This is a genomic window from Psychrobacter sp. 16-MNA-CIBAN-0192 (assembly GCF_040309565.1).
In the GTDB taxonomy this organism is placed as follows: domain Bacteria; phylum Pseudomonadota; class Gammaproteobacteria; order Pseudomonadales; family Moraxellaceae; genus Psychrobacter.
In genome coordinates this window covers 161,819-180,010 of the sequence record NZ_JBEOOX010000004.1, presented here as the reverse complement: position 1 = coordinate 180,010, position 18,192 = coordinate 161,819, and the positions used below count along the sequence as shown (strand labels likewise).

General features: G+C 43.2%; 14 protein-coding genes. 10 read left to right on the top strand and 4 right to left on the bottom strand.

Translation table 11 applies throughout. The features are described 5' to 3' along the window. The first annotated feature begins 34 nt into the window (after positions 1-34). The 8 genes from pilW (at position 35) to AAEY78_RS05280 (ending at position 10,715) form a co-directional block, all read left to right on the top strand. Positions 35-922 carry a type IV pilus biogenesis/stability protein PilW gene (gene pilW / locus AAEY78_RS05315; protein WP_352337929.1) on the top strand — a complete coding sequence of 296 codons (888 nt, stop codon included), beginning with the start codon at positions 35-37 and terminating at the stop codon, positions 920-922. Then, on the top strand, positions 919-1,911 hold the full coding sequence (locus AAEY78_RS05310; protein WP_352337928.1) for a helix-turn-helix domain-containing protein: 993 nt from the start codon (positions 919-921) through the stop codon (positions 1,909-1,911). Before pilW ends, AAEY78_RS05310 begins: the two co-directional genes overlap by 4 nt. 115 nt (positions 1,912-2,026) lie before the next feature. After that, complete coding sequence (ispG, locus tag AAEY78_RS05305) at positions 2,027-3,142, top strand: flavodoxin-dependent (E)-4-hydroxy-3-methylbut-2-enyl-diphosphate synthase (protein WP_352337926.1); 1,116 nt, start codon at positions 2,027-2,029, stop codon at positions 3,140-3,142. A 141-nt stretch (positions 3,143-3,283) separates the two neighbouring features. Beyond that, positions 3,284-4,582 (top strand): histidine--tRNA ligase, encoded by a 1,299-nt coding sequence (gene hisS / locus AAEY78_RS05300; RefSeq protein WP_352337924.1) that lies wholly within the window; start codon positions 3,284-3,286, stop codon positions 4,580-4,582. A 104-nt stretch (positions 4,583-4,686) separates the two neighbouring features. Next, positions 4,687-5,487 (top strand): YfgM family protein, encoded by an 801-nt coding sequence (locus tag AAEY78_RS05295; protein WP_352337922.1) that lies wholly within the window; start codon positions 4,687-4,689, stop codon positions 5,485-5,487. A gap of 182 nt (positions 5,488-5,669) precedes the next feature. After that, entirely contained in the window at positions 5,670-6,863 is a 1,194-nt protein-coding gene (gene bamB, locus AAEY78_RS05290) for an outer membrane protein assembly factor BamB (RefSeq protein ID WP_352337921.1), read from the top strand. Between the two features lie 286 nt (positions 6,864-7,149). Then, a complete protein-coding gene (gene der, locus AAEY78_RS05285) occupies positions 7,150-8,592 on the top strand; it encodes a ribosome biogenesis GTPase Der (RefSeq protein ID WP_352337920.1) in 1,443 nt (480 codons plus the stop codon). Between the two features lie 236 nt (positions 8,593-8,828). Next, entirely contained in the window at positions 8,829-10,715 is a 1,887-nt protein-coding gene (locus tag AAEY78_RS05280) for a sensor histidine kinase (protein ID WP_352337918.1), read from the top strand. 139 nt (positions 10,716-10,854) lie between these two features. On the opposite strand, the gene AAEY78_RS05275 is transcribed toward AAEY78_RS05280, so the two are convergent. Then, positions 10,855-11,289, bottom strand: coding sequence for an MCR_0457 family protein (locus AAEY78_RS05275; RefSeq protein ID WP_352337916.1), 435 nt, complete (start codon positions 11,287-11,289; stop codon positions 10,855-10,857). 563 nt (positions 11,290-11,852) lie between these two features. On the opposite strand from AAEY78_RS05275, the gene surE reads away from it, so the two are divergent. Together surE and AAEY78_RS05265 are read left to right on the top strand one after the other, a co-directional pair. Further along, a complete protein-coding gene (gene surE / locus AAEY78_RS05270; protein ID WP_352337915.1) occupies positions 11,853-12,725 on the top strand; it encodes a 5'/3'-nucleotidase SurE in 873 nt (290 codons plus the stop codon). 117 nt (positions 12,726-12,842) lie between these two features. Next, a complete protein-coding gene (locus AAEY78_RS05265) occupies positions 12,843-13,604 on the top strand; it encodes a peptidoglycan DD-metalloendopeptidase family protein (RefSeq protein ID WP_352337913.1) in 762 nt (253 codons plus the stop codon). Positions 13,605-13,733: 129 nt separating this feature from the next. Here the strand turns inward: AAEY78_RS05265 and AAEY78_RS05260 are convergent, their stop codons facing one another. From AAEY78_RS05260 to AAEY78_RS05250, 3 genes are all read right to left on the bottom strand, one after another. Beyond that, positions 13,734-14,984, bottom strand: a complete 1,251-nt coding sequence (locus AAEY78_RS05260) for a cation:proton antiporter (RefSeq protein ID WP_352337912.1) — start codon at positions 14,982-14,984, stop codon at positions 13,734-13,736. 221 nt (positions 14,985-15,205) lie between these two features. Further along, positions 15,206-17,116 carry a dihydroxy-acid dehydratase gene (gene ilvD / locus AAEY78_RS05255; RefSeq protein ID WP_352337911.1) on the bottom strand — a complete coding sequence of 637 codons (1,911 nt, stop codon included), beginning with the start codon at positions 17,114-17,116 and terminating at the stop codon, positions 15,206-15,208. A gap of 234 nt (positions 17,117-17,350) precedes the next feature. Then, positions 17,351-18,130 carry a hypothetical protein gene (locus AAEY78_RS05250; protein WP_352337909.1) on the bottom strand — a complete coding sequence of 260 codons (780 nt, stop codon included), beginning with the start codon at positions 18,128-18,130 and terminating at the stop codon, positions 17,351-17,353. Positions 18,131-18,192: the final 62 nt, after the last annotated feature.

Sequence of the window (18,192 nt, the reverse complement as noted above, 5' to 3'; positions counted from 1 at the left end):
GATATGGACTTACAGTGTTATGATGGCGGCTATTATGAGCTCTACTTTATCTAATCTATATACGCGGAAATATTTGCAGAATACTAAATGCGTGGTCACCGTTACCGTACTAATGACAATGCTAGTAACAGGCTGTCAAACGGTGCCCGACAATGAGTTATTAGGCAGTGCCGGTTATCAAACTTCAGCGCAGTCAAAAGGTAAACGCCACATAGACAAGCAGGAAGTAGCACGCGTACGTACGTCGCTTGCTGCCCAATATATTCGTAAAAATGAACTTGATGCCGCCCAGCAACAACTTGAAAAAGCTTTTGCAGCGGATAGCCGATATGCGCCCGCCTATGATATGATGGGCGTGCTGTTACAGCAAGAAGGCAGCCCGATAAATCTTGCAAAAGCTGATCAATATTTTAAAAAAGCCATTGCCTTTGATAAAGATTTTGAGCAAGCGCGTAATAATTATGGCGTATATTTATCGCAGATGAAACGCTATAGCGAAGCCGCCGCGCAGTTTGAGATTGCAGGAGCCGCATTGGGTTATGATGGTCGTATTGGGGCGCTAGAGAACCTTGGTCGTACTTATTTGCAATTAAATGACCGTCCAGCCGCCGCCAAAGCTTTTTTACGAGCTCTAGAAGGCAATCGTAATAGTATTATTGCCCATATTGAGCTGGTGGATTTATTGCTTGAACAGCAGCGTGTTAGCCAAGCAAAAATGCTTTATGAAGAAACATTGGTGTTGGTGCAAGGTCAGGGCATAAGTCCTCGCTTATTATTACAAGGGATTAAACTTGCCGCTGCCCAAAAAGACATCACCACGCGTCAGCAGTTAGCGCAGCAGTTGCTATCGGCGTACCCTTTAAGCGCAGAAGCAAAACAGCTGAAAGTGTGGCTGAATAATCCAAAGGCGACTTGGCAATGAGTGATTTACCAGCGACCAATAAGTCTAAAAATAAGACGAAGCGTGTAAAAGGGCAGTCGCGTTCTAGCCATGATGCAACTGTTCAACAAGTTGTGGTTGAAGAAAAAACGGTGCAATCAGGAGCATCTCAACAGATTGTTATTAAAGAGCCTGCTATTACAGAGACTGATGTTCAGAGCGAAAATGAACAATACAATAAAGTGCAACCTTCATTTGGTGCTATGTTACAGCAAGCACGCTTGAATCAGCAGCTTAGCTTGGACGATGCATCTGCTGAGCTGTTTATTTTGCCGCGTCATCTGCAAGCGTTAGAAGAAGAGCAATTTGAGGCTTTGCCACAAGCAGCATTTGCACGTGGTTTTGCGATTAATTATGCTAAGTTTTTGGGTTTAGACGCAGCCCAAGTGGCAAGCCTTTTTGATGCTGCATGTCCTAAAGACCTTCAACAACAGCCTGCTATGAATATTACTGCAGCTTTGCAGTCTATGGGTACATTATCAACTCATATAGACAGTCGCATGCGCTTGAATCCGTTATTAATTATTGCGGTTGCTGCGTTAATTATCTTAGTGATTTTTTTATCACGTATGATAAGTAATGCGCGCCAAGAACCAGAAGCAGTGCGTCCACTGGCTGAAGATTTGACGATGCAAGCGCAAGAACAAGGCGCCGCTGTAAATAGGGATGTTAATGCTCTCAGCACTTCTGGCTCGACAGTTGGCAATACTGTGGGCAGTACCGCGTTAGAGATTATACTGACTGATACGACGGCGGTTAATATTACCGATGCCACTGGCAGTAGCTTAATATCGGGCAGCCAAACGCGTGGTAACTATAAACTGGTTGGTACGTCACCGTTTAAAATAGATATTGATAATATCGATAACGTCAGCTTGTTACTCAATCAAGAGCCTGTGTCATTAAGTGATTATGCGATTGAAAGTGAAGCTGGCGCTGAAAAGCAAGTCAGGTTTGAGCTGACACTTTAATACATAGACGTTTATACTTTTAAAAAAATTATTATGCTTCTAGTAAGTAACCGAAATAAATGAAATAACTGAATATCCGATTTTATCCGTTTTGCTCTGATCGAAGGATTACTTTATGTCAACGTCAGCACCCATTAACCGTCGCCTTACCAAAAAAATCTATGTTGGTGATGTCGCGATAGGCGGTGATGCACCCATTAGCGTGCAGAGTATGACCAATACGGATACCTGCGATGTGGCGGCAACCGTTGCCCAAATCGAGCGTTGCGTCGAGGCGGGCGCAGATTTTATGCGTGTCTCAACACCGACAATGGATACGGTAAAAGCCTTTGGCGAAATCCGAAAATTGGTCAGTGTGCCGCTGGTTGCTGATGTGCATTTTGACCATAAAATCGCGCTTGCTGTTGCTGAAGCAGGTGCGGATTGTTTGCGTATCAATCCTGGTAATATCGGTAGCGATGCTAAAGTACGAGAAGTAGTGGCATGTGCTAAGTATCATAACATCCCTATTCGTATTGGTGTTAATGCAGGCTCGTTAGAAAAAGAAATTCAACGTAAATACAGTGAACCAACTGGCGCGGCGATGCTAGAGTCGGCAATGCGTCATATTGATATATTAGAGCGTCTAAACTTTGACCAATATAAAATCTCGGTTAAAGCCAGTAATGTGTTCTTAACTTTAGATGCCTATCGTTTAATCTCTGCACAAATTGATAATCCGCTGCATCTAGGCGTGACCGAAGCGGGTGTGTATCGTACTGGTGCTGTTAAATCTGCGATTGCGCTGGGTGGCTTATTGCTCGATGGTATTGGCGATACTATTCGTATCTCATTAGCAGCAGAACCTGAAGAAGAAATTAAAATCGGATTTGATATCCTAAAATCGCTGAATATCCGCTCAAATGGGGTAAACTTTATCGCCTGCCCAAGCTGTTCACGCCAAGAGTTCGACGTGATTAGAGTGATGACCGCGCTAGAATCGCGCCTAGAAGACATTCGTGAACCGATGAATCTATCCGTTATTGGTTGCAAGGTGAATGGACCGGGTGAAGCGAAAGAGGCGGATATTGGTATTGTTGGTGCGGCGCGTAAGTCGCTGGTTTACCGCATGGGTGAAAAAAGTCATTTAATAGACACCAATAACTTAGTTGATGAGATAGAAAGTATGGTGCGCGCTCATGCAGATACGCTAGCCAAATTACGCGAAAATGAGATTATTCGAGTTAGATAAAAGATAACTGCTATTAATAAATAGTTTTTATCAAACGTTATATGAATATGATGTTAGCTTGCTTAACTTTTAATATTGATTTTAAAAAATAAAGATAATAATGGCATTAACCGTTAAAAATTTTAAGGATATGACCGCGTCATGATTAAAGCAATTAAGGGCTTCAACGATATTTTGCCAGACCAATCCGCAAAATGGCTATATTTAGAGTCTATTTTGGCAAATGTGCTGGGCAGATACGGCTATGAGCATATTCGTCTACCCATTGTTGAGCAGACGGATTTGTTTGCGCGAGCAATTGGCGGTGCGACCGATATTGTTGAAAAAGAGATGTATAGCTTTGCTGATAAATCAGAGCCGCCAACGCCGTTAACCCTTCGTCCTGAAGGCACGGCAGGGGCAGTACGCGCTGTTATTGAACATAATTTATTGCGTGGTGATACGCCAAAATTATGGTATATCGGTCCAATGTTCCGCTATGAGCGTCCGCAAAAAGGACGTTATCGTCAGTTTCATCAGTTGGGTGTCGAGAGCTTTGGCAGTGCCTTACCCGATGCTGATGCTGAACTTATTGCCATGACTCATTTGATGTGGCAAGAGTTGGGTTTAAAAGATGAGATGCGCTTGCAGCTTAATAGCTTGGGCGAGAGTGACGAGCGCCATGCCTATCGTGATGCTTTGGTTGCCTATTTAACGGACAAGCAAGAGCAGTTAGACGAAGACAGTAAGCGCCGCTTGACGACCAATCCACTGCGTATCTTAGACAGTAAAGAGACTTCTACTCAAGCTTTATTGGCAGATGCGCCAAAGCTAGCTGATTTTTTAGGTACAGAAAGCCAGCAGCATTTTGCGCAAGTACAAGCGTATTTGGATGAGCTGGGTATCGTGTACGAGATTAATCCACATCTGGTACGCGGGCTTGATTATTATAACAAAACGGTTTTTGAGTGGGTGACGGATAAGCTTGGCAGTCAAGCAACCGTATGTGCCGGTGGTCGTTATGATGGCTTGCTTGGACAGCTAAAATCGATAGATAATCGTGCTGACGCGCCGGACAATAAACCGGTTAAATCTGAACCTGCCGTTGGTTTTGCCATGGGTCTTGAGCGCTTGCTGCTGTTAATTGAAGCCGTTGCACCGTTTGCTGACACGCCCGCTTGTGATGTGTTTGTGGTGACCCATCCAGAAGTTTATAGTGCCGGTATTCGCTATGCGCAGAATTTGCGTTACGCGCGTCCAGATTTGCGTATCAAAATGGCAAGTGCTACTAGCTTAAAAGCGCAGATGAAAAAGGCAGATAAGTCAGGCGCTGCATTGACCGTTATTTTAGCGCAACAAGAGCTGGAAGATCAGACCATTAGTATTAAAAATATGCAGACAGGTGAGCAGACAACGGTTGCCCAAGATTGGTTATCACAGTATGCCAATTTTTCACGTTAAATAGTTGATAGTAGTTGTTTAATGCTACTTGTACTCATTATTAATTCTGCCTTATATTTAAGCACTTTATATTTAAGTCACTCGTTCTTATCAGGTAAATAAACATGGCTCTGACCCCGAATTCGCCCAATGCAGACAACTCAATGCAAGCACTGAAGCAGTATGGTAGTTATATCATTACCGCTATTTTATTGGCATTGGCTGGCTATTTTGGGTGGACGTATTGGCAAAATAATCATGCGCGTGTTGATACCGTTGCTGCGGATCATTATGCAGATATCCAACGCGTAAATGCAGAATTCAGTTTAGCCGCCCAAAATCCTGATTTAGGCGCGGATGCACAAGCTGCTTTATCAGCCAGCCGTACGCAGATGAATAAGGATATTGACGCGCTAGTGAAAAGTCATGGCGATTCGGTTTATGCGTGGCAAGCGCTCATGATTAAAGCGCGTGGGCAGGTGGATAGTGATGATTTTAAAGGCGCTGCGGCAACTTTAAAACAGGCGTTAACCATTGATCTGGGCGATGCAGGCTTACAGGCGATTACCCGTTTGCGTTATGCGAATGTCTTGCTTGCTTCAGGTGATACTACGGCGGCATTGGCTGAGGCGAATAATGAGATGCCAAGCTCGTTTGAACCGAGTCAACAAGAATTGTTGGGGGATATTTACGTCACTCAGGGCGATAAAGAAGCCGCTGTTAAAGCGTATAATAATGCATGGGAATTATTGCGCAGTCGCAATGAGACACGCGCTGTATTGGCATTAAAAATGGAAAGTTTAGGGGTGGTTCCTGAGCCTATCAATGAGCAAGCTGCGCTCATTCAAGCGGCTGCTGCACCTGAGTCAGTATTAAATACAGCAAATTCTCCAAACTCTGATACTGCTGAACAAATCGTGCAGTAAGGTTGTAACTGGCTATCATAACCGTCAAATCTGCAATTATTGTACTTAAGTATCATCGTATAGCGTAGGCTAATTTTTTAAATATTAAAGACTGTAACCTATATTTTGCTATGATAGGGTTGCAATCTTATAATGTTATTTGCTTTTATTGATTATTAATTTATTTGTAGTGAGAATTTATCATGACCCCATCTATGCGCTCTCGTAAAACGATAAAAGCGACTGTCATGCACGTGGCAGTATTGGCGCTGATGACCACAGCCGTTGTCGGTTGTAACCGTGGTATCAAGCCTGTCGTTAATGAACCAGTTAAATTAGTACAAATAGCGCAGCCAATTAGTCTGTTGCAACCCGTATTTAATGTGAGTGTTGATAACAAAAAGGCTATTAAACAAGACCCGTTAAGCTTGCAAGTCGGTTATGACAATGAACAGCTGGTCGTTGCGTCGCGTGGTGGCGACATAATCGGTTTTGATAATACTGGCAAGCGCTTATGGTCGATTAATATTGGCAAACCAATCACAGGCGGTGTGACCGTTGATGCGTTTAGTCAAACGGCAATCGTCAGTACGCGTGATGGACAGGTACTGGCATTTGATACCACAACCGGTGCTAAGCGTTGGGAACAGCAGTTATCAGGCTCAGTATTAACGCCTGCCTTGATTACTAACAACCGTGTCATCTTATCGGCTAATGACGGTTTTTTACATGGTCTATCACTGCAAACAGGACAATCTGTTTGGCAGTTTGCCACTCAAGTCCCTGCAATCAGTATTCGCGGTACTGCAGCGCCTGTATTATTAGATGCTAAAACGGCATTGCTGGCTACGGCTGATGGTCGCCTGCACGCTATAACTGCAGATAATGGTTTGCCGCAGTGGTCACGCCGTATTGGCGTGGGTATGGGCAGTAGTGAAATTGAGCGCATGAGTGATGTAGATGGCATGCCCATTGTAGATAGCAATCAGTTATTTGCTATTAGCTATAGTGGTCAGCTAATAGCCATTGATTTAGCATCGCGGCAAGTGATGTTTGTCCAAGAGCTTGCCAGTCTCAAGGCGTTGGCGGTGAATAATAAGCAAGTGATTGCCAGCAGCTTAGATGGCAAAGTCGTTGCTTATGATCGCCGTACTGGTCAAAAGCTGTGGGAAAATGACGCGTTAGCTTATCGTAAATTGACCAATCCTGTCATGATTGGCAACCATATTGCTGTTGGTGACCTTGAAGGGGTGGTGCATTTATTCGACCCAGCAACAGGTACTATCGTGAGTCGTGTGCAAACTAAAGGGGCGCTAACGACTCTACAAGTGAAAAATAATCGTTTGCTGACCCAAAGCACGTCAGGGCAAGTGGCTATGTGGCAAGTAGCTCGCTAATGATACGTATACTTATTATTAAGTATTGAGCTATTGATCTTTCTTGTTTTGTTAAACGCTGCTCAGTCAGCGTTTAATGCCTTGTGTAAATTGCTTGTTTAGACTGCTGGTTTCGCGTAATCTATGCGCCTTAACGGTTATCGGTGTTTGACATCGACGCTGATAAGCAGCTATAACAAGGTTGCATCATAATTATTAACTATTTTATTATTTTTATCATTCATTTAAGTTTGCGGTCAATTGCAGTCTATTTGCTGTCATTATTGTCCGTCACTGAGAGTAACGCATGAGTATCAAGCCTGTGGTCGCCTTAATTGGTCGCCCAAACGTTGGTAAATCCACCTTATTTAATCAATTCACCAAAAGTCGCCTAGCATTGGTTGCTGACTTGTCAGGTCTGACCCGTGATCGCCAATATGGTGATGCCGAATATGAAGGCAAGGCATTTATTGTGGTCGACACTGGTGGTATCGGCGAAGCGGATGATGGCAAAGGCGCGATTGATGATTATATGTCTGAGCAGTCGTATACTGCCATTCATGAAGCCGACATCATTGTATTCGTAGTTGATGCGCGGGCGGGTATGGTTGGTGCGGATGCCGAAATTGGTAAGTTTTTGCACGCGCTTGGCAAGCCAGTTTATGTCGTTGCTAATAAAGTCGATGGTGCTCATGATTCAGCGCCGGCTGAGTTTTATGCGTTAGGTTTGGGCGAGCCATATCCAATGGCAGCAAGCCATGGTCGCGGTGTTGGTAATCTGCTTGAGATTCTAACGGCTGACATGCCTGATCAAGAAAATATAGTAGAGCCAAGAGGCTTAAAACTGGCTATTATCGGTCGTCCAAACGTTGGTAAATCCACGCTTGTTAACCGTCTATTAGGTGAAGACCGCGTGGTCGTATTCGATATGCCGGGTACCACACGTGACAGTATTTATATTCCCTATAAGCGTGATGGTAAAGACTATGTTTTAATTGATACTGCGGGTGTCCGTCGCCGCGGCAAGATTGATGACAAGGTTGAAAAATTCTCAGTGATCAAGACATTGCAAGCGATTGAAGATTCAAATGTAACCGTCATTGTTATTGATGCGCAAGAAGGTATTGTTGATCAGGATTTACATATGATTGGCTATGCGCTTGATGCCGGTCGTGCGTTAGTAGTCGCAATTAATAAGTGGGATGGTCTAACTGCTGATCAAAAGAACTATATTAAAATAGAAATGGATCGCCGTTTTAACTTTATTCCTTATGTGAAAGTGCATCAAATATCGGCACTGCACGGCACCAATGTGGGTAACTTATACCCATCAATTCTACGCGCTTATCAGTCTTCCATGTTTGAAGTTTCGACCAATCGCTTGACCCAAATTTTGCAAGATGCAGTTGCAGCAAGTCCGCCGCCAACGGTTGGTGGTCGCCGCATTAAGCTGCGTTATGCGCATATCGGTGGACACAATCCACCCGTTATTGTCATTCATGGCAATCAGACGGGCTCGTTACCTAAGAGCTATCAGCGCTATCTTGAAAATCAATTCCGTCAGGTCTTTAAGTTAGAAGGCACACCACTCAACGTGGTCTTTAAATTGAATGAAAACCCTTACGCTAACAAGAGCGACACCCCAACCAAAGCAAAAGAGCAGCAGCTACGCCAGCGTGAACGTAATCGCGCGCAGAAATTTACTACTAAAGATAAGAAGGTCACACCCAAAGGTAAAAAGCCTCGTTAAGTCAACGGCTTTTCATATATTTTTCTATCCTCACGTCACAGCTGTGCTTTCAGTTGGTGAGGCGCTTTTACAGATAATAGTAGCCTTCCGTGTTGCTATTATCTGTAGAGTGCGACGTATTGCTCACTCTCATCACACTCTATGTTGCTTTATGACCGGTACTGGGATTTATTCATCATGATACCTAACTCATACCCATACGATTCGTAACAGTCGCCCTAATCTAGTTGAGTGACATGAATAGTTTTTCGCGCCTATCTTTCCCAAATCTTATTCGCTGCTATGTCTTTCAAGTAGCCATCTCGACAGTATTGTTTATTTATTTACTTACCTGCGCTTCTGAATTGGTGCATAGCTATCAAAATAAGCGACGAGATATCCATCAGTTAGCCACATTATTATCGGATAGTGCCTCCACAACAAACGCTCCAAACATTATCGAGCAGCAAATTAGTAGTTTGTTGGATGAAGACCCAAATATCCAAGGTATATTATTTTATTCGACCACCTATCTGTTATCTGATAGCAATCAGGCAAATACAGAGAGTATTGTAAACGATTGGCAAAATGCACTATTTGCGAGTACCGTTAGCTTTAATTATGCAGTGACCAAAACCGATAACAGACAAAAGAGTGCGAGAGGAGGTGCCATCGCACCAACTTCGTCTAATAATACTTTGATAGGCTATATTAACATTACCTTAGATGCGCAAAAACTGCGCTTAACATGGCTCAAAAACCATGCATTATTATGGCTTATCAATTTGGGGCTGGGTCTGATTTGTGCATGGCTTGCTCTGCGTAAAATAATCTCTCCTGCCAAAGAGATGGTAGCCCTAGCCACTGTATGTGACACGGTTGCTAATAATCTTGAGTTAAAACAGTTGCCCTTTATGCCGCGACAATTTCAATTGTCAGAACTTAGAAGCGTGCGGTCGGCGCTCATTACCTTGTTTAATCGCTTACATGCTGCTGAGAGTAAGCACAGCGAGCTTACTGGTCTTGAAGAGCAGTTACATAGTAAAAGCCTATCACTTGATATTCAGCGCTCTAATTTTCAGAGCATGATTAGCCATGAGTTAAAAACCTCATTAAATGCTATTGCAGGTGGGCTGCAACTGTTAAATACGCAGACTTTGAATGAAGAGCAACAGGACATTTTAGCTATTATTAGACAAGGTAGTGAGCACTTAGATAATACCCTTGAGCAAATTATTCAGCTAAACAAGATTGAAAAAGGTCAGATTGGCATTAGCGTTAATGAGTTTAACCCACTACAGTTGTTGTCCGATGTCATTGCTGATTTTGAGCCCAGCGCGCGCCAAAAAGGCTTAGAATTAATCAGTCGGGTTCAGCATGTTGACTCTATCCTCAAAGGCGATGTTGACAAGATTAAGCAGATTCTCTCAGCTCTGATTGATAATGCAATCAAATTTACCTTAACTGGTCACGTCATTATCGAGTCACAGCTTGACTATTTTACGGACAGTATCCGCTGGCAAATTAAAGTCACTGACACAGGTATCGGCATCGACACCAAATATCTAGAAGATATCTTCACCCCGTTTTTTCAAGTTGATCCCAGTCATACGCGTGAATATGCAGGGTTAGGACTTGGCTTATCTCTGGTAAAACAATTCGCCCAACTTATTGATGCTTCGATAGAGGTGAAAAGTAATCCTGATATGGGCGCAGAGTTTATCTTGACTTTACCGCTACGCAACACGTATCAAGGGCAGCATCAGAATTTATTAAGAGACAAAAAAATTATTTATATTTATCATCAAAACGTCGATTTTATGGTAAAAGAGCTAGAGATGTTTGGCGCTTCAGTAAGCTGTCAACAGTATGGAGTGGTAGCAATAGAGCAGTTAATTATGACGCCAGTTGATATGATCATGATAGCTGAAGATGTGTTGCCAGAGGCAGTTGCCCAGTTAGCCCGTGATATCCGTGAGCAAGAAGATGCGCATCGAGCACTCCTCATATACTGGTATCCACTGCATAGTTTAGTCAGTATTGAGTATGGCTTACAGGCGTTAGGTGTTGATTTTTGCCATCTGGCCACTCGGGATAGAAGTGAGTTGGTGGCGCTTTTTAAAAAGTGGTTAAGCTTGCAGTAGCAGTATTGCTCTATTCTACTATCTTAAACTATATTTATTAAAAATCATCTTAAGCGAACGACAAAAAGACACTCACCGATATGAACATGAGTGTCTTTTTATTGTTTTAGGCAACAGCGCTGCGTGGTCCACTAAGCTATTAAAATTGAGCATCTGCCATATCTTGGCACAGCTCTTTATTGTCCTGTTTTGGGAAGCTCATAGTCCAGCTGCGCATTCCTTGAAGAATCTGGCGATAATCTTGCTGGGTAGATAAATATTGAATCGCAGCTTTTGGGTCTTCTAATGACGGCATTAGCTCACGAAGCTGAGTATTGTAAGATTTATAAAAGCGCTGCTTTTGATTGCCCTTTAACATCGGCGGACAAATCTCTGACAACACTTGCATGACGGCAATTTCATGTTTGGTAATATTCATACCTGACATATCGAGGGGAATCGTGGTGGCTGCTTTATTCGCCGCATTGGTGGTTTGGGACACCATAGCAACCGAAGTGATTAACCCAGCAACCCCAATCTTTGATACTGTTTTTGACGCCATAGAAATGATAGATAACATCGATTGCTTTTTCATTCGGTAGGACACTCGCTTTGCATGATTGAATGGTATTATGGTAATGGGAAAAAAAACAAAAGTCACATAAAATATCGCTTTATGTGTAGGGGTATTGTGAGCTAAACGCCTGATATAGCAACATATGCGCAGCATTGAGAGGCAAGTTACGCCAACCTTAATATAGCGCGATATCTTGTGATACTTTGTAACATTTATATCCACTATCATCTAAGACGCTATCGCTTTAACAACCTTTTATAAGTGTGTATTTTTATAAAAGGTGTTTGTTTAGGGCACATTTTTACCTCAATAGTAATATTAAAAATACGATAAATTGGCGTCAATTGGCTGCTAGCATATAGCTACCACTTCACGACTTTTAGCAAAATGTAGCTATTTTTAGCTCATTTATAGCAGTATGCTTCTAGTTGAAGATATATCGTAATAGTATATAACGGTTTCAACATAAAAATTAAAAACAAATGTTTAATTTTAAACGGATTAGTCTGATTTTTAGTATAACAATTTTCACTAAATAAAGCAGCTGGGCAGGTGGTTAATAATAAATATGGTGAGTCATGATGAATATTTTGATAAGTAATGATGATGGTGTCCATGCCCCAGGTCTATTGGCATTGTATAAGGCGTTATCGGTCTTGGGTGAGGTAAAAGTGGTTGCCCCTGTGAGCGAACAAAGCGGATGTGCCAGTGCATTAAATATCTCTCAGCCTTTATATACCCATCAGCTATCATCAGGGTTTATAGCAGTGACAGGGTCGCCCGCAGATTGTGTATATTTGGCGCTACATCATTTATATCGTGATGTTAAGTTTGATTGCGTGATTACTGGTATCAATTCTGGGGCAAACTTAGGTCAAGATGTGTTATTTTCCGGAACCTTTGGCGCGGCACTAACCGCGCAACTGTTTGGTTTGCCTGCCATCGCAACGTCCTTGGTCGGTGGTGCAATTAAGGGCGATGGACAAGATCAGATGGATGGTTATCAACTGGCAGCGGCAGAGATTGTCAAGATTTTAATAGAGACACCGTTGCTTGCAGAGCTTAAGCGTTTGCCCTATCACGTGTTAAACGTTAATATCCCTGAGGTAAACTGTGCTACAGCGGTTAAAGGGCGCAAGATTACACGTTTGGGTCATAGTGATATCGCCTGCCCTGTACATCCAGTGGTAGACCCGCGAGGACGTGATGCTTATTGGTTAAGCTTGCGTAAAATACCCCTTGGTACGCCAGTCGTCAAGCCTAACAATGCGGATATGATATCGGAGCCTGATGCCAATAGGTTAGCAGACATCGAGGTATCGAACCAGATGTTAGGCGTGACGGATGTCCAAGCGGTGGCGGCGGGTTATATTAGTATATCGCCGGTTCGGGTACATCATACACCGACGGACGTATTAAATCGGTTGTCTACTTTGATGTCGTCTTACGATTAAATTATGATTAAAAAATAACGACAGTCTTTTGCGCTTTTATGGACACGCCGTTATTAACTGCTATCTCTAATCAATTTTGCTTATCAATGATATAAAGTAATATATAGGAATTCTTTTATGAAAAAATTTATTATTAAAGCGCCATTTGTCACGGTGGCACTCATTGGTGCACTTATTATGACAGGCTGTGCGACTAAGCCCAGCTATCAGCAGCCATCCTCTGGTCCCAAGATTATTACTAATGCTCAAGGGGTGCCAAATTATCATGTGGTCGCGCGTGGTGACACGGTCAGCCAAGTTGCTTCCCGTTACCGTCTCAACTATCGTCAAATTGGCGCGTTAAATGGGCTTGATAATCAGTACACTATTTATAGTGGTCAGTATCTGAAATTGTGGCAAGGTGATGAGAATAACTATAGAAGTAATAGCACTAATGCCACCAGTAACAACAATCAGTCTACAACCAGTACACCCTCAGCCAATCCTGTCTATGATGTGATTAATAATGCGCCTTTAGGGTATGAACTGCCGAGCCGCAATCAAGTTGTTCGCAACTTTGATGAGTCAAAAGGTGCTTTAGGTATGTTATTTGCTGGCAACATCGGTGACCCTGTAATGGCAAGTCAAGGGGGCAGTGTGATGTATGCTGGTAATGGACTACAAGAATATGGCAATCTGATTATGATTCGCCATAGTGACAATTATATTACTGCCTATGCGCACAACAGTGAGCTATTGGTAAAAGAAGGCGATTCAGTACAACGTGGTCAACGTATTGCCAGTATGGGCAATAGCGGTCAGACCAATCAAGTTGGGCTTGATTTCCAAGTACGTTTGAATGGCAATCCTGTTGATCCGCGCTCTGTATTAGGGCGTTAATTAACAACGCGCTTTATTCTGTTATTACGAAAAAAACCTACGATTCATTCAATTCATTGTATCGTAGGTTTTTTTAATGTCCGTAAGATTATAACGAGTCGCTATTATTGTATTATTATCACTTTATCATTATTCATGTGCCTTATTAGGCGTCATTTGCAGCAATTTCTGTGCACTCAAACCATGAATGAAAATAGAGATTAAAATTACAATAGAGCAGACCACCCATAACTTAATGGCATCGTCGTCCGCAAAAAAACCTTGATTAATAGCGTAGGATAAATAATAAAGCGTGCCAATACCGCGGATGCCAAGTGATGAAATGGCATACTTTTCAGTACGATGCATGTTAAGTCCGGACAGCGCAATCATGCCGCCAAGTGGACGTATCAGTAATAAAAAAGTAAAGCTAACAATATAAACGCGCCATGTCAGCTCAACTCCGGACTGTAAACCTTGCCCAATGAACATCCCAAAGGTGACGAGCACCAATGACATAAATAAGCCTTCTGATTGCTCTGCAAAATCGTGAAGTTTTTCATGATAACTATGCTTACTTTCGGAACGGCGAAAGGTAAAGGCGGCAATAAATACAGCAATAAAGCCATAACTGTGCACAAACTCAGCCAATCCATATGCCAATAAGGTTAAAGCAATAACCGTATATCCTTGAGATATAGTGGTGCCATTGGTATTTTTCGATAGTATTAACTTTGCCAAAAGCTTACCGACTGCCACACCAACTATTAAGCCTGCACCGATTTTCCACAACACATCATGGGTAAACCATGACCACAGCATCTCACCGGTAAAGCGCTGTCCCTCACTATAAGCTTCAGCGATTTTTATTGCCAAATAAACGAAAGGGAAAGCTAAGCCATCATTAAGTCCGGCTTCTGACGTTAAAGTAAAACGAGGCGCATCTTCGCCACCGGTATTAGGCGGACCAACCTGAATACTAGAAGCAAGTACCGGGTCAGTGGGTGCCAGTACCGCGCCTAATAATAGCGCTGCGCCCAGACTTAAGCCAAAGGCATAATAGCCCAAAACTGCCATTGCAAAAATGCCAATAGGCATGGTAATTAGGAGCAAGCGCGCGGTCGGTCGCCATAATTGCCAAGTCAGTGGCGTATCAATTTTAATTCCAGCGCCAACTAACGACACTAAAACGACAATTTCAGTCAGTTTTTCAATGAGAAAACCATTATTAATCGGGTCTAAAAAGGACAACGTTGTCCACCAATAACCCATTATCATGCCAAAGCTGACTTGCAGCATGGGCAAGGAGATAGGCAAGCGTTTAAACATCAATGGAAATAGCGCACCAAATAAAAACGCAATACCGCAGATCAATAAGAATAAATTGTAATTTTCGAGCATAAGGTTTGCGCACACGGGTAGGTTGAATTAAAAAGAAGCGCGTCAATCACGTTAAATTAATGTGCTTATCATGACGCTAAAAAAATTTAATTTCCGCAAATAAACGTTATCAAAACGGCAGCTACGTTGTTTTTTGGTGAAAAAAAGCCTGCACGCGGCAGACTTTTTTTGATTTGATTTTTATGGAGCTATTAATTGCTGCTGTAACGAATCGTTATTACCTAGCGCTCAACTTGACTGACATCACGTACGGCACCCGTATCAGCGCTGGTGGTCATTGCAGCATAAGCACGTAGAGCAGGGGTTACATGACGCTCACGATTGACCGGCTTCCATGCTTTACTACCACGGCTTTCCATTTCCTCACGGCGTGCCGCCAGTTCTGCATCGCTAACCATCATATTAATGGTGCGATTTGGGATATCGATATGAATGGTATCGCCCTCTTGGACTAAACCGATAGCACCGCCTTCAGCGGCTTCTGGGCTGGCATGACCAATTGATAAGCCAGATGTTCCGCCAGAAAAACGACCATCAGTTAGAAGCGCACACTCTTTACCTAAGCCTTTTGATTTTAGATAAGTCGTCGGATAAAGCATCTCTTGCATACCGGGTCCACCTTTTGGACCTTCATAGCGAATGATAACCACGTCACCTGCGATGATTTTATCATCAAGTACCGCAGCAACAGCGTCATCTTGCGATTCAAAAATGCGCGCACGTCCGGTGAATACCAAAATGCTGTCATCAACGCCCGCTGTTTTGACCACACAGCCACGCTCAGCAATATTACCGTACAAAACGGCAAGTCCGCCATCGGTTGAATAGGCATGCTTAGCGCTACGGATACAGCCGGACTCACGGTTTACATCCAGGTTTGACCACTCTTTTGACTGTGAAAAAGCTTGTGTGGTACGTACGCCGCCCGGTGCTGCAAGATATCGTGCGCGTGCCTCAAGATTATCGGGATTCATGATGTCCCATTTATCAATCGCTTCTTTCATGGTCGCGCTATGAATGGTTGGCAAATCAGTATGGAGCAACCCTGCACGGTCAAGCTCAGCCAATAGTGCAAAGACACCGCCAGCACGATGCACATCTTCCATATGATATTTTTGTGAAGCAGGGGCGACTTTAGCCAAACAAGGCACACCGCGACTTAGACGGTCAATATCATGCATTTTAAAATCGACTTCAGCTTCATTAGCGGCTGCCAATAAATGTAAAATCGTATTAGTAGAACCGCCCATGGCGATGTCTAAAGTCATGGCGTTTTCAAACGCCGCTTTAGTCGCGATAGAGCGCGGTAATACTGAATCATCATCTTGCTCATAGCGACGCTTAGCGAGAGCTACAATCGTACGACCTGCTTCTAAGAACAGCTCGCGGCGCAGTGAATGAGTTGCCAATAGCGAACCATTACCTGGCAATGCCAAGCCTAATGCCTCGGTCAAGCAGTTCATCGAGTTGGCGGTAAACATACCTGAGCACGAACCACAAGTTGGACAAGCTGAGCTTTCAATCGCCAATACATCTTCATCACTAATATTATCATCAGCCGCATCCATCATCGCATCGACGAGGTCAAGCTTACGAATGGCATTGCCTTTACTGTCCGTGCTATGGACGTCGCTACCACCGTCATTATTATGACTGTGTGCCACGGTACTGGCGATAATTTTACCCGCTTCCATGGGTCCACCTGAAATAAAGACCACTGGAATATTAAGGCGCATGGCTGCCATTAACATACCCGGAGTGATTTTATCGCAGTTAGAGATACATACTAGCGCATCCGCACAATGCGCATTCACCATATATTCAACAGAATCGGCAATCAAATCACGGCTCGGCAGAGAATACAGCATACCGCTGTGACCCATGGCAATACCGTCATCAACGGCAATAGTATTAAACTCTTTTGCCACACCGCCCGCTTTTTCAATCTCGCGCGCAACCAATTGTCCCAAATCTTTGAGATGCACATGACCGGGTACAAACTGAGTAAATGAGTTAGAAATGGCGATAATTGGTTTGCCAAAGTCGTCATCGGTCATGCCTGTTGCGCGCCAAAGGGCACGGGCACCAGCCATATTACGACCGCCGGTAGAAGTTTTTGAATTATAATCCATGTGGTATTCCTTCCTTTTAATGGAGCGAGGTGTCTAATAAGTGTTTAAATAGACGCACCTGCAAATGTGATATGAATATTAAATTAGTAAACAGATTAAAGTAGCGGTCATATAAAAAATACGCGACGATGCTTTTCTAAATAAAAATAGGGTTTAGTAGTAAAGGTTCAATAGTAATCAGGATTCTTTTTTATAAGCGTTTATTATAAATAAACAGTCTTAAAAAAAGCAGCGCTATTCGAGCCGTGCCAAAATCGCTGTCTCAAACCAAGGCAACTCAGACTTATGCGTCTCTAATTGAGCAATAACTTCCAGCGCATGCGTTGCAGGCAAGTACTGATAATCCGTGCTGGCGTCAATCGTAAGTATCTGCTCACTAGCCACAGCGTGCTCATCAATACTAACCAGCCTTTGCTTATCGTTTTTATAGAGCACATCAATACGACCAAAAAACTGCCACTCTTTAAAAGCAGTAATGAGGGCTTCATCTGCTTTTTTGGTATAAATCTGCTGCGTACTTTTACCAGTATTGGTCCAATGCAAACGCACTGCTAATTGCAGCGCTTCGCTAAATACTACTAATGAGCCTATCACTTTGACCTGCCAAGGGGTTGCTAGCAATTCGCTTTCGATACCGATTAATTTTGCTGCCTCAACCGCGCTCATTGGGGTATTAAAGTGAGTAAGCAATGCTGGCGTAAGCGGATATGCCTGTTTTACGCTGTCATCTAAACTATCATAATGGTATAAAAATAGCATCGGCAAAGATTGGGTGACCGTTTTTTCACTTAGCTTGCAATTGTGAATACGCCAGCTGATAGCAGGGTCAACCAATGCTTGTGCCAATAGGATGCTATTGGGCGGCAGCGTGGCGGCTTGGCTATCACTAGATTCCGATGCATGCGCTTGATGGTCATCATGGTTAGCAGAATTAGCCTCTACATTGTTATGAGAAGTGTCACCATAAAGGTCAGTACGTTCTAACGATTGAGTAGGCAAGGCAGTCAAATCCATAAGCATAAGCCAATAAAGTAGAGTTGTAATATACCATTTTATAGCCCTCACCCGCCAATAAA

Bases quoted from the DNA above. Each gene is read 5' to 3' on its own strand.
- pilW (WP_352337929.1), top strand. From the start codon at position 35: ATGAGCTCTACTTTATCTAATCTATATACGCGGAAATATTTGCAGAAT.
- AAEY78_RS05310 (WP_352337928.1), top strand. From the start codon at position 919: ATGAGTGATTTACCAGCGACCAATAAGTCTAAAAATAAGACGAAGCGT.
- ispG (WP_352337926.1), top strand. From the start codon at position 2,027: ATGTCAACGTCAGCACCCATTAACCGTCGCCTTACCAAAAAAATCTAT.
- hisS (WP_352337924.1), top strand. From the start codon at position 3,284: ATGATTAAAGCAATTAAGGGCTTCAACGATATTTTGCCAGACCAATCC.
- AAEY78_RS05295 (WP_352337922.1), top strand. From the start codon at position 4,687: ATGGCTCTGACCCCGAATTCGCCCAATGCAGACAACTCAATGCAAGCA.
- bamB (WP_352337921.1), top strand. From the start codon at position 5,670: ATGACCCCATCTATGCGCTCTCGTAAAACGATAAAAGCGACTGTCATG.
- der (WP_352337920.1), top strand. From the start codon at position 7,150: ATGAGTATCAAGCCTGTGGTCGCCTTAATTGGTCGCCCAAACGTTGGT.
- AAEY78_RS05280 (WP_352337918.1), top strand. From the start codon at position 8,829: ATGAATAGTTTTTCGCGCCTATCTTTCCCAAATCTTATTCGCTGCTAT.
- AAEY78_RS05275 (WP_352337916.1), bottom strand. From the start codon at position 11,289: ATGAAAAAGCAATCGATGTTATCTATCATTTCTATGGCGTCAAAAACA.
- surE (WP_352337915.1), top strand. From the start codon at position 11,853: ATGAATATTTTGATAAGTAATGATGATGGTGTCCATGCCCCAGGTCTA.
- AAEY78_RS05265 (WP_352337913.1), top strand. From the start codon at position 12,843: ATGAAAAAATTTATTATTAAAGCGCCATTTGTCACGGTGGCACTCATT.
- AAEY78_RS05260 (WP_352337912.1), bottom strand. From the start codon at position 14,984: ATGCTCGAAAATTACAATTTATTCTTATTGATCTGCGGTATTGCGTTT.
- ilvD (WP_352337911.1), bottom strand. From the start codon at position 17,116: ATGGATTATAATTCAAAAACTTCTACCGGCGGTCGTAATATGGCTGGT.
- AAEY78_RS05250 (WP_352337909.1), bottom strand. From the start codon at position 18,130: ATGGATTTGACTGCCTTGCCTACTCAATCGTTAGAACGTACTGACCTT.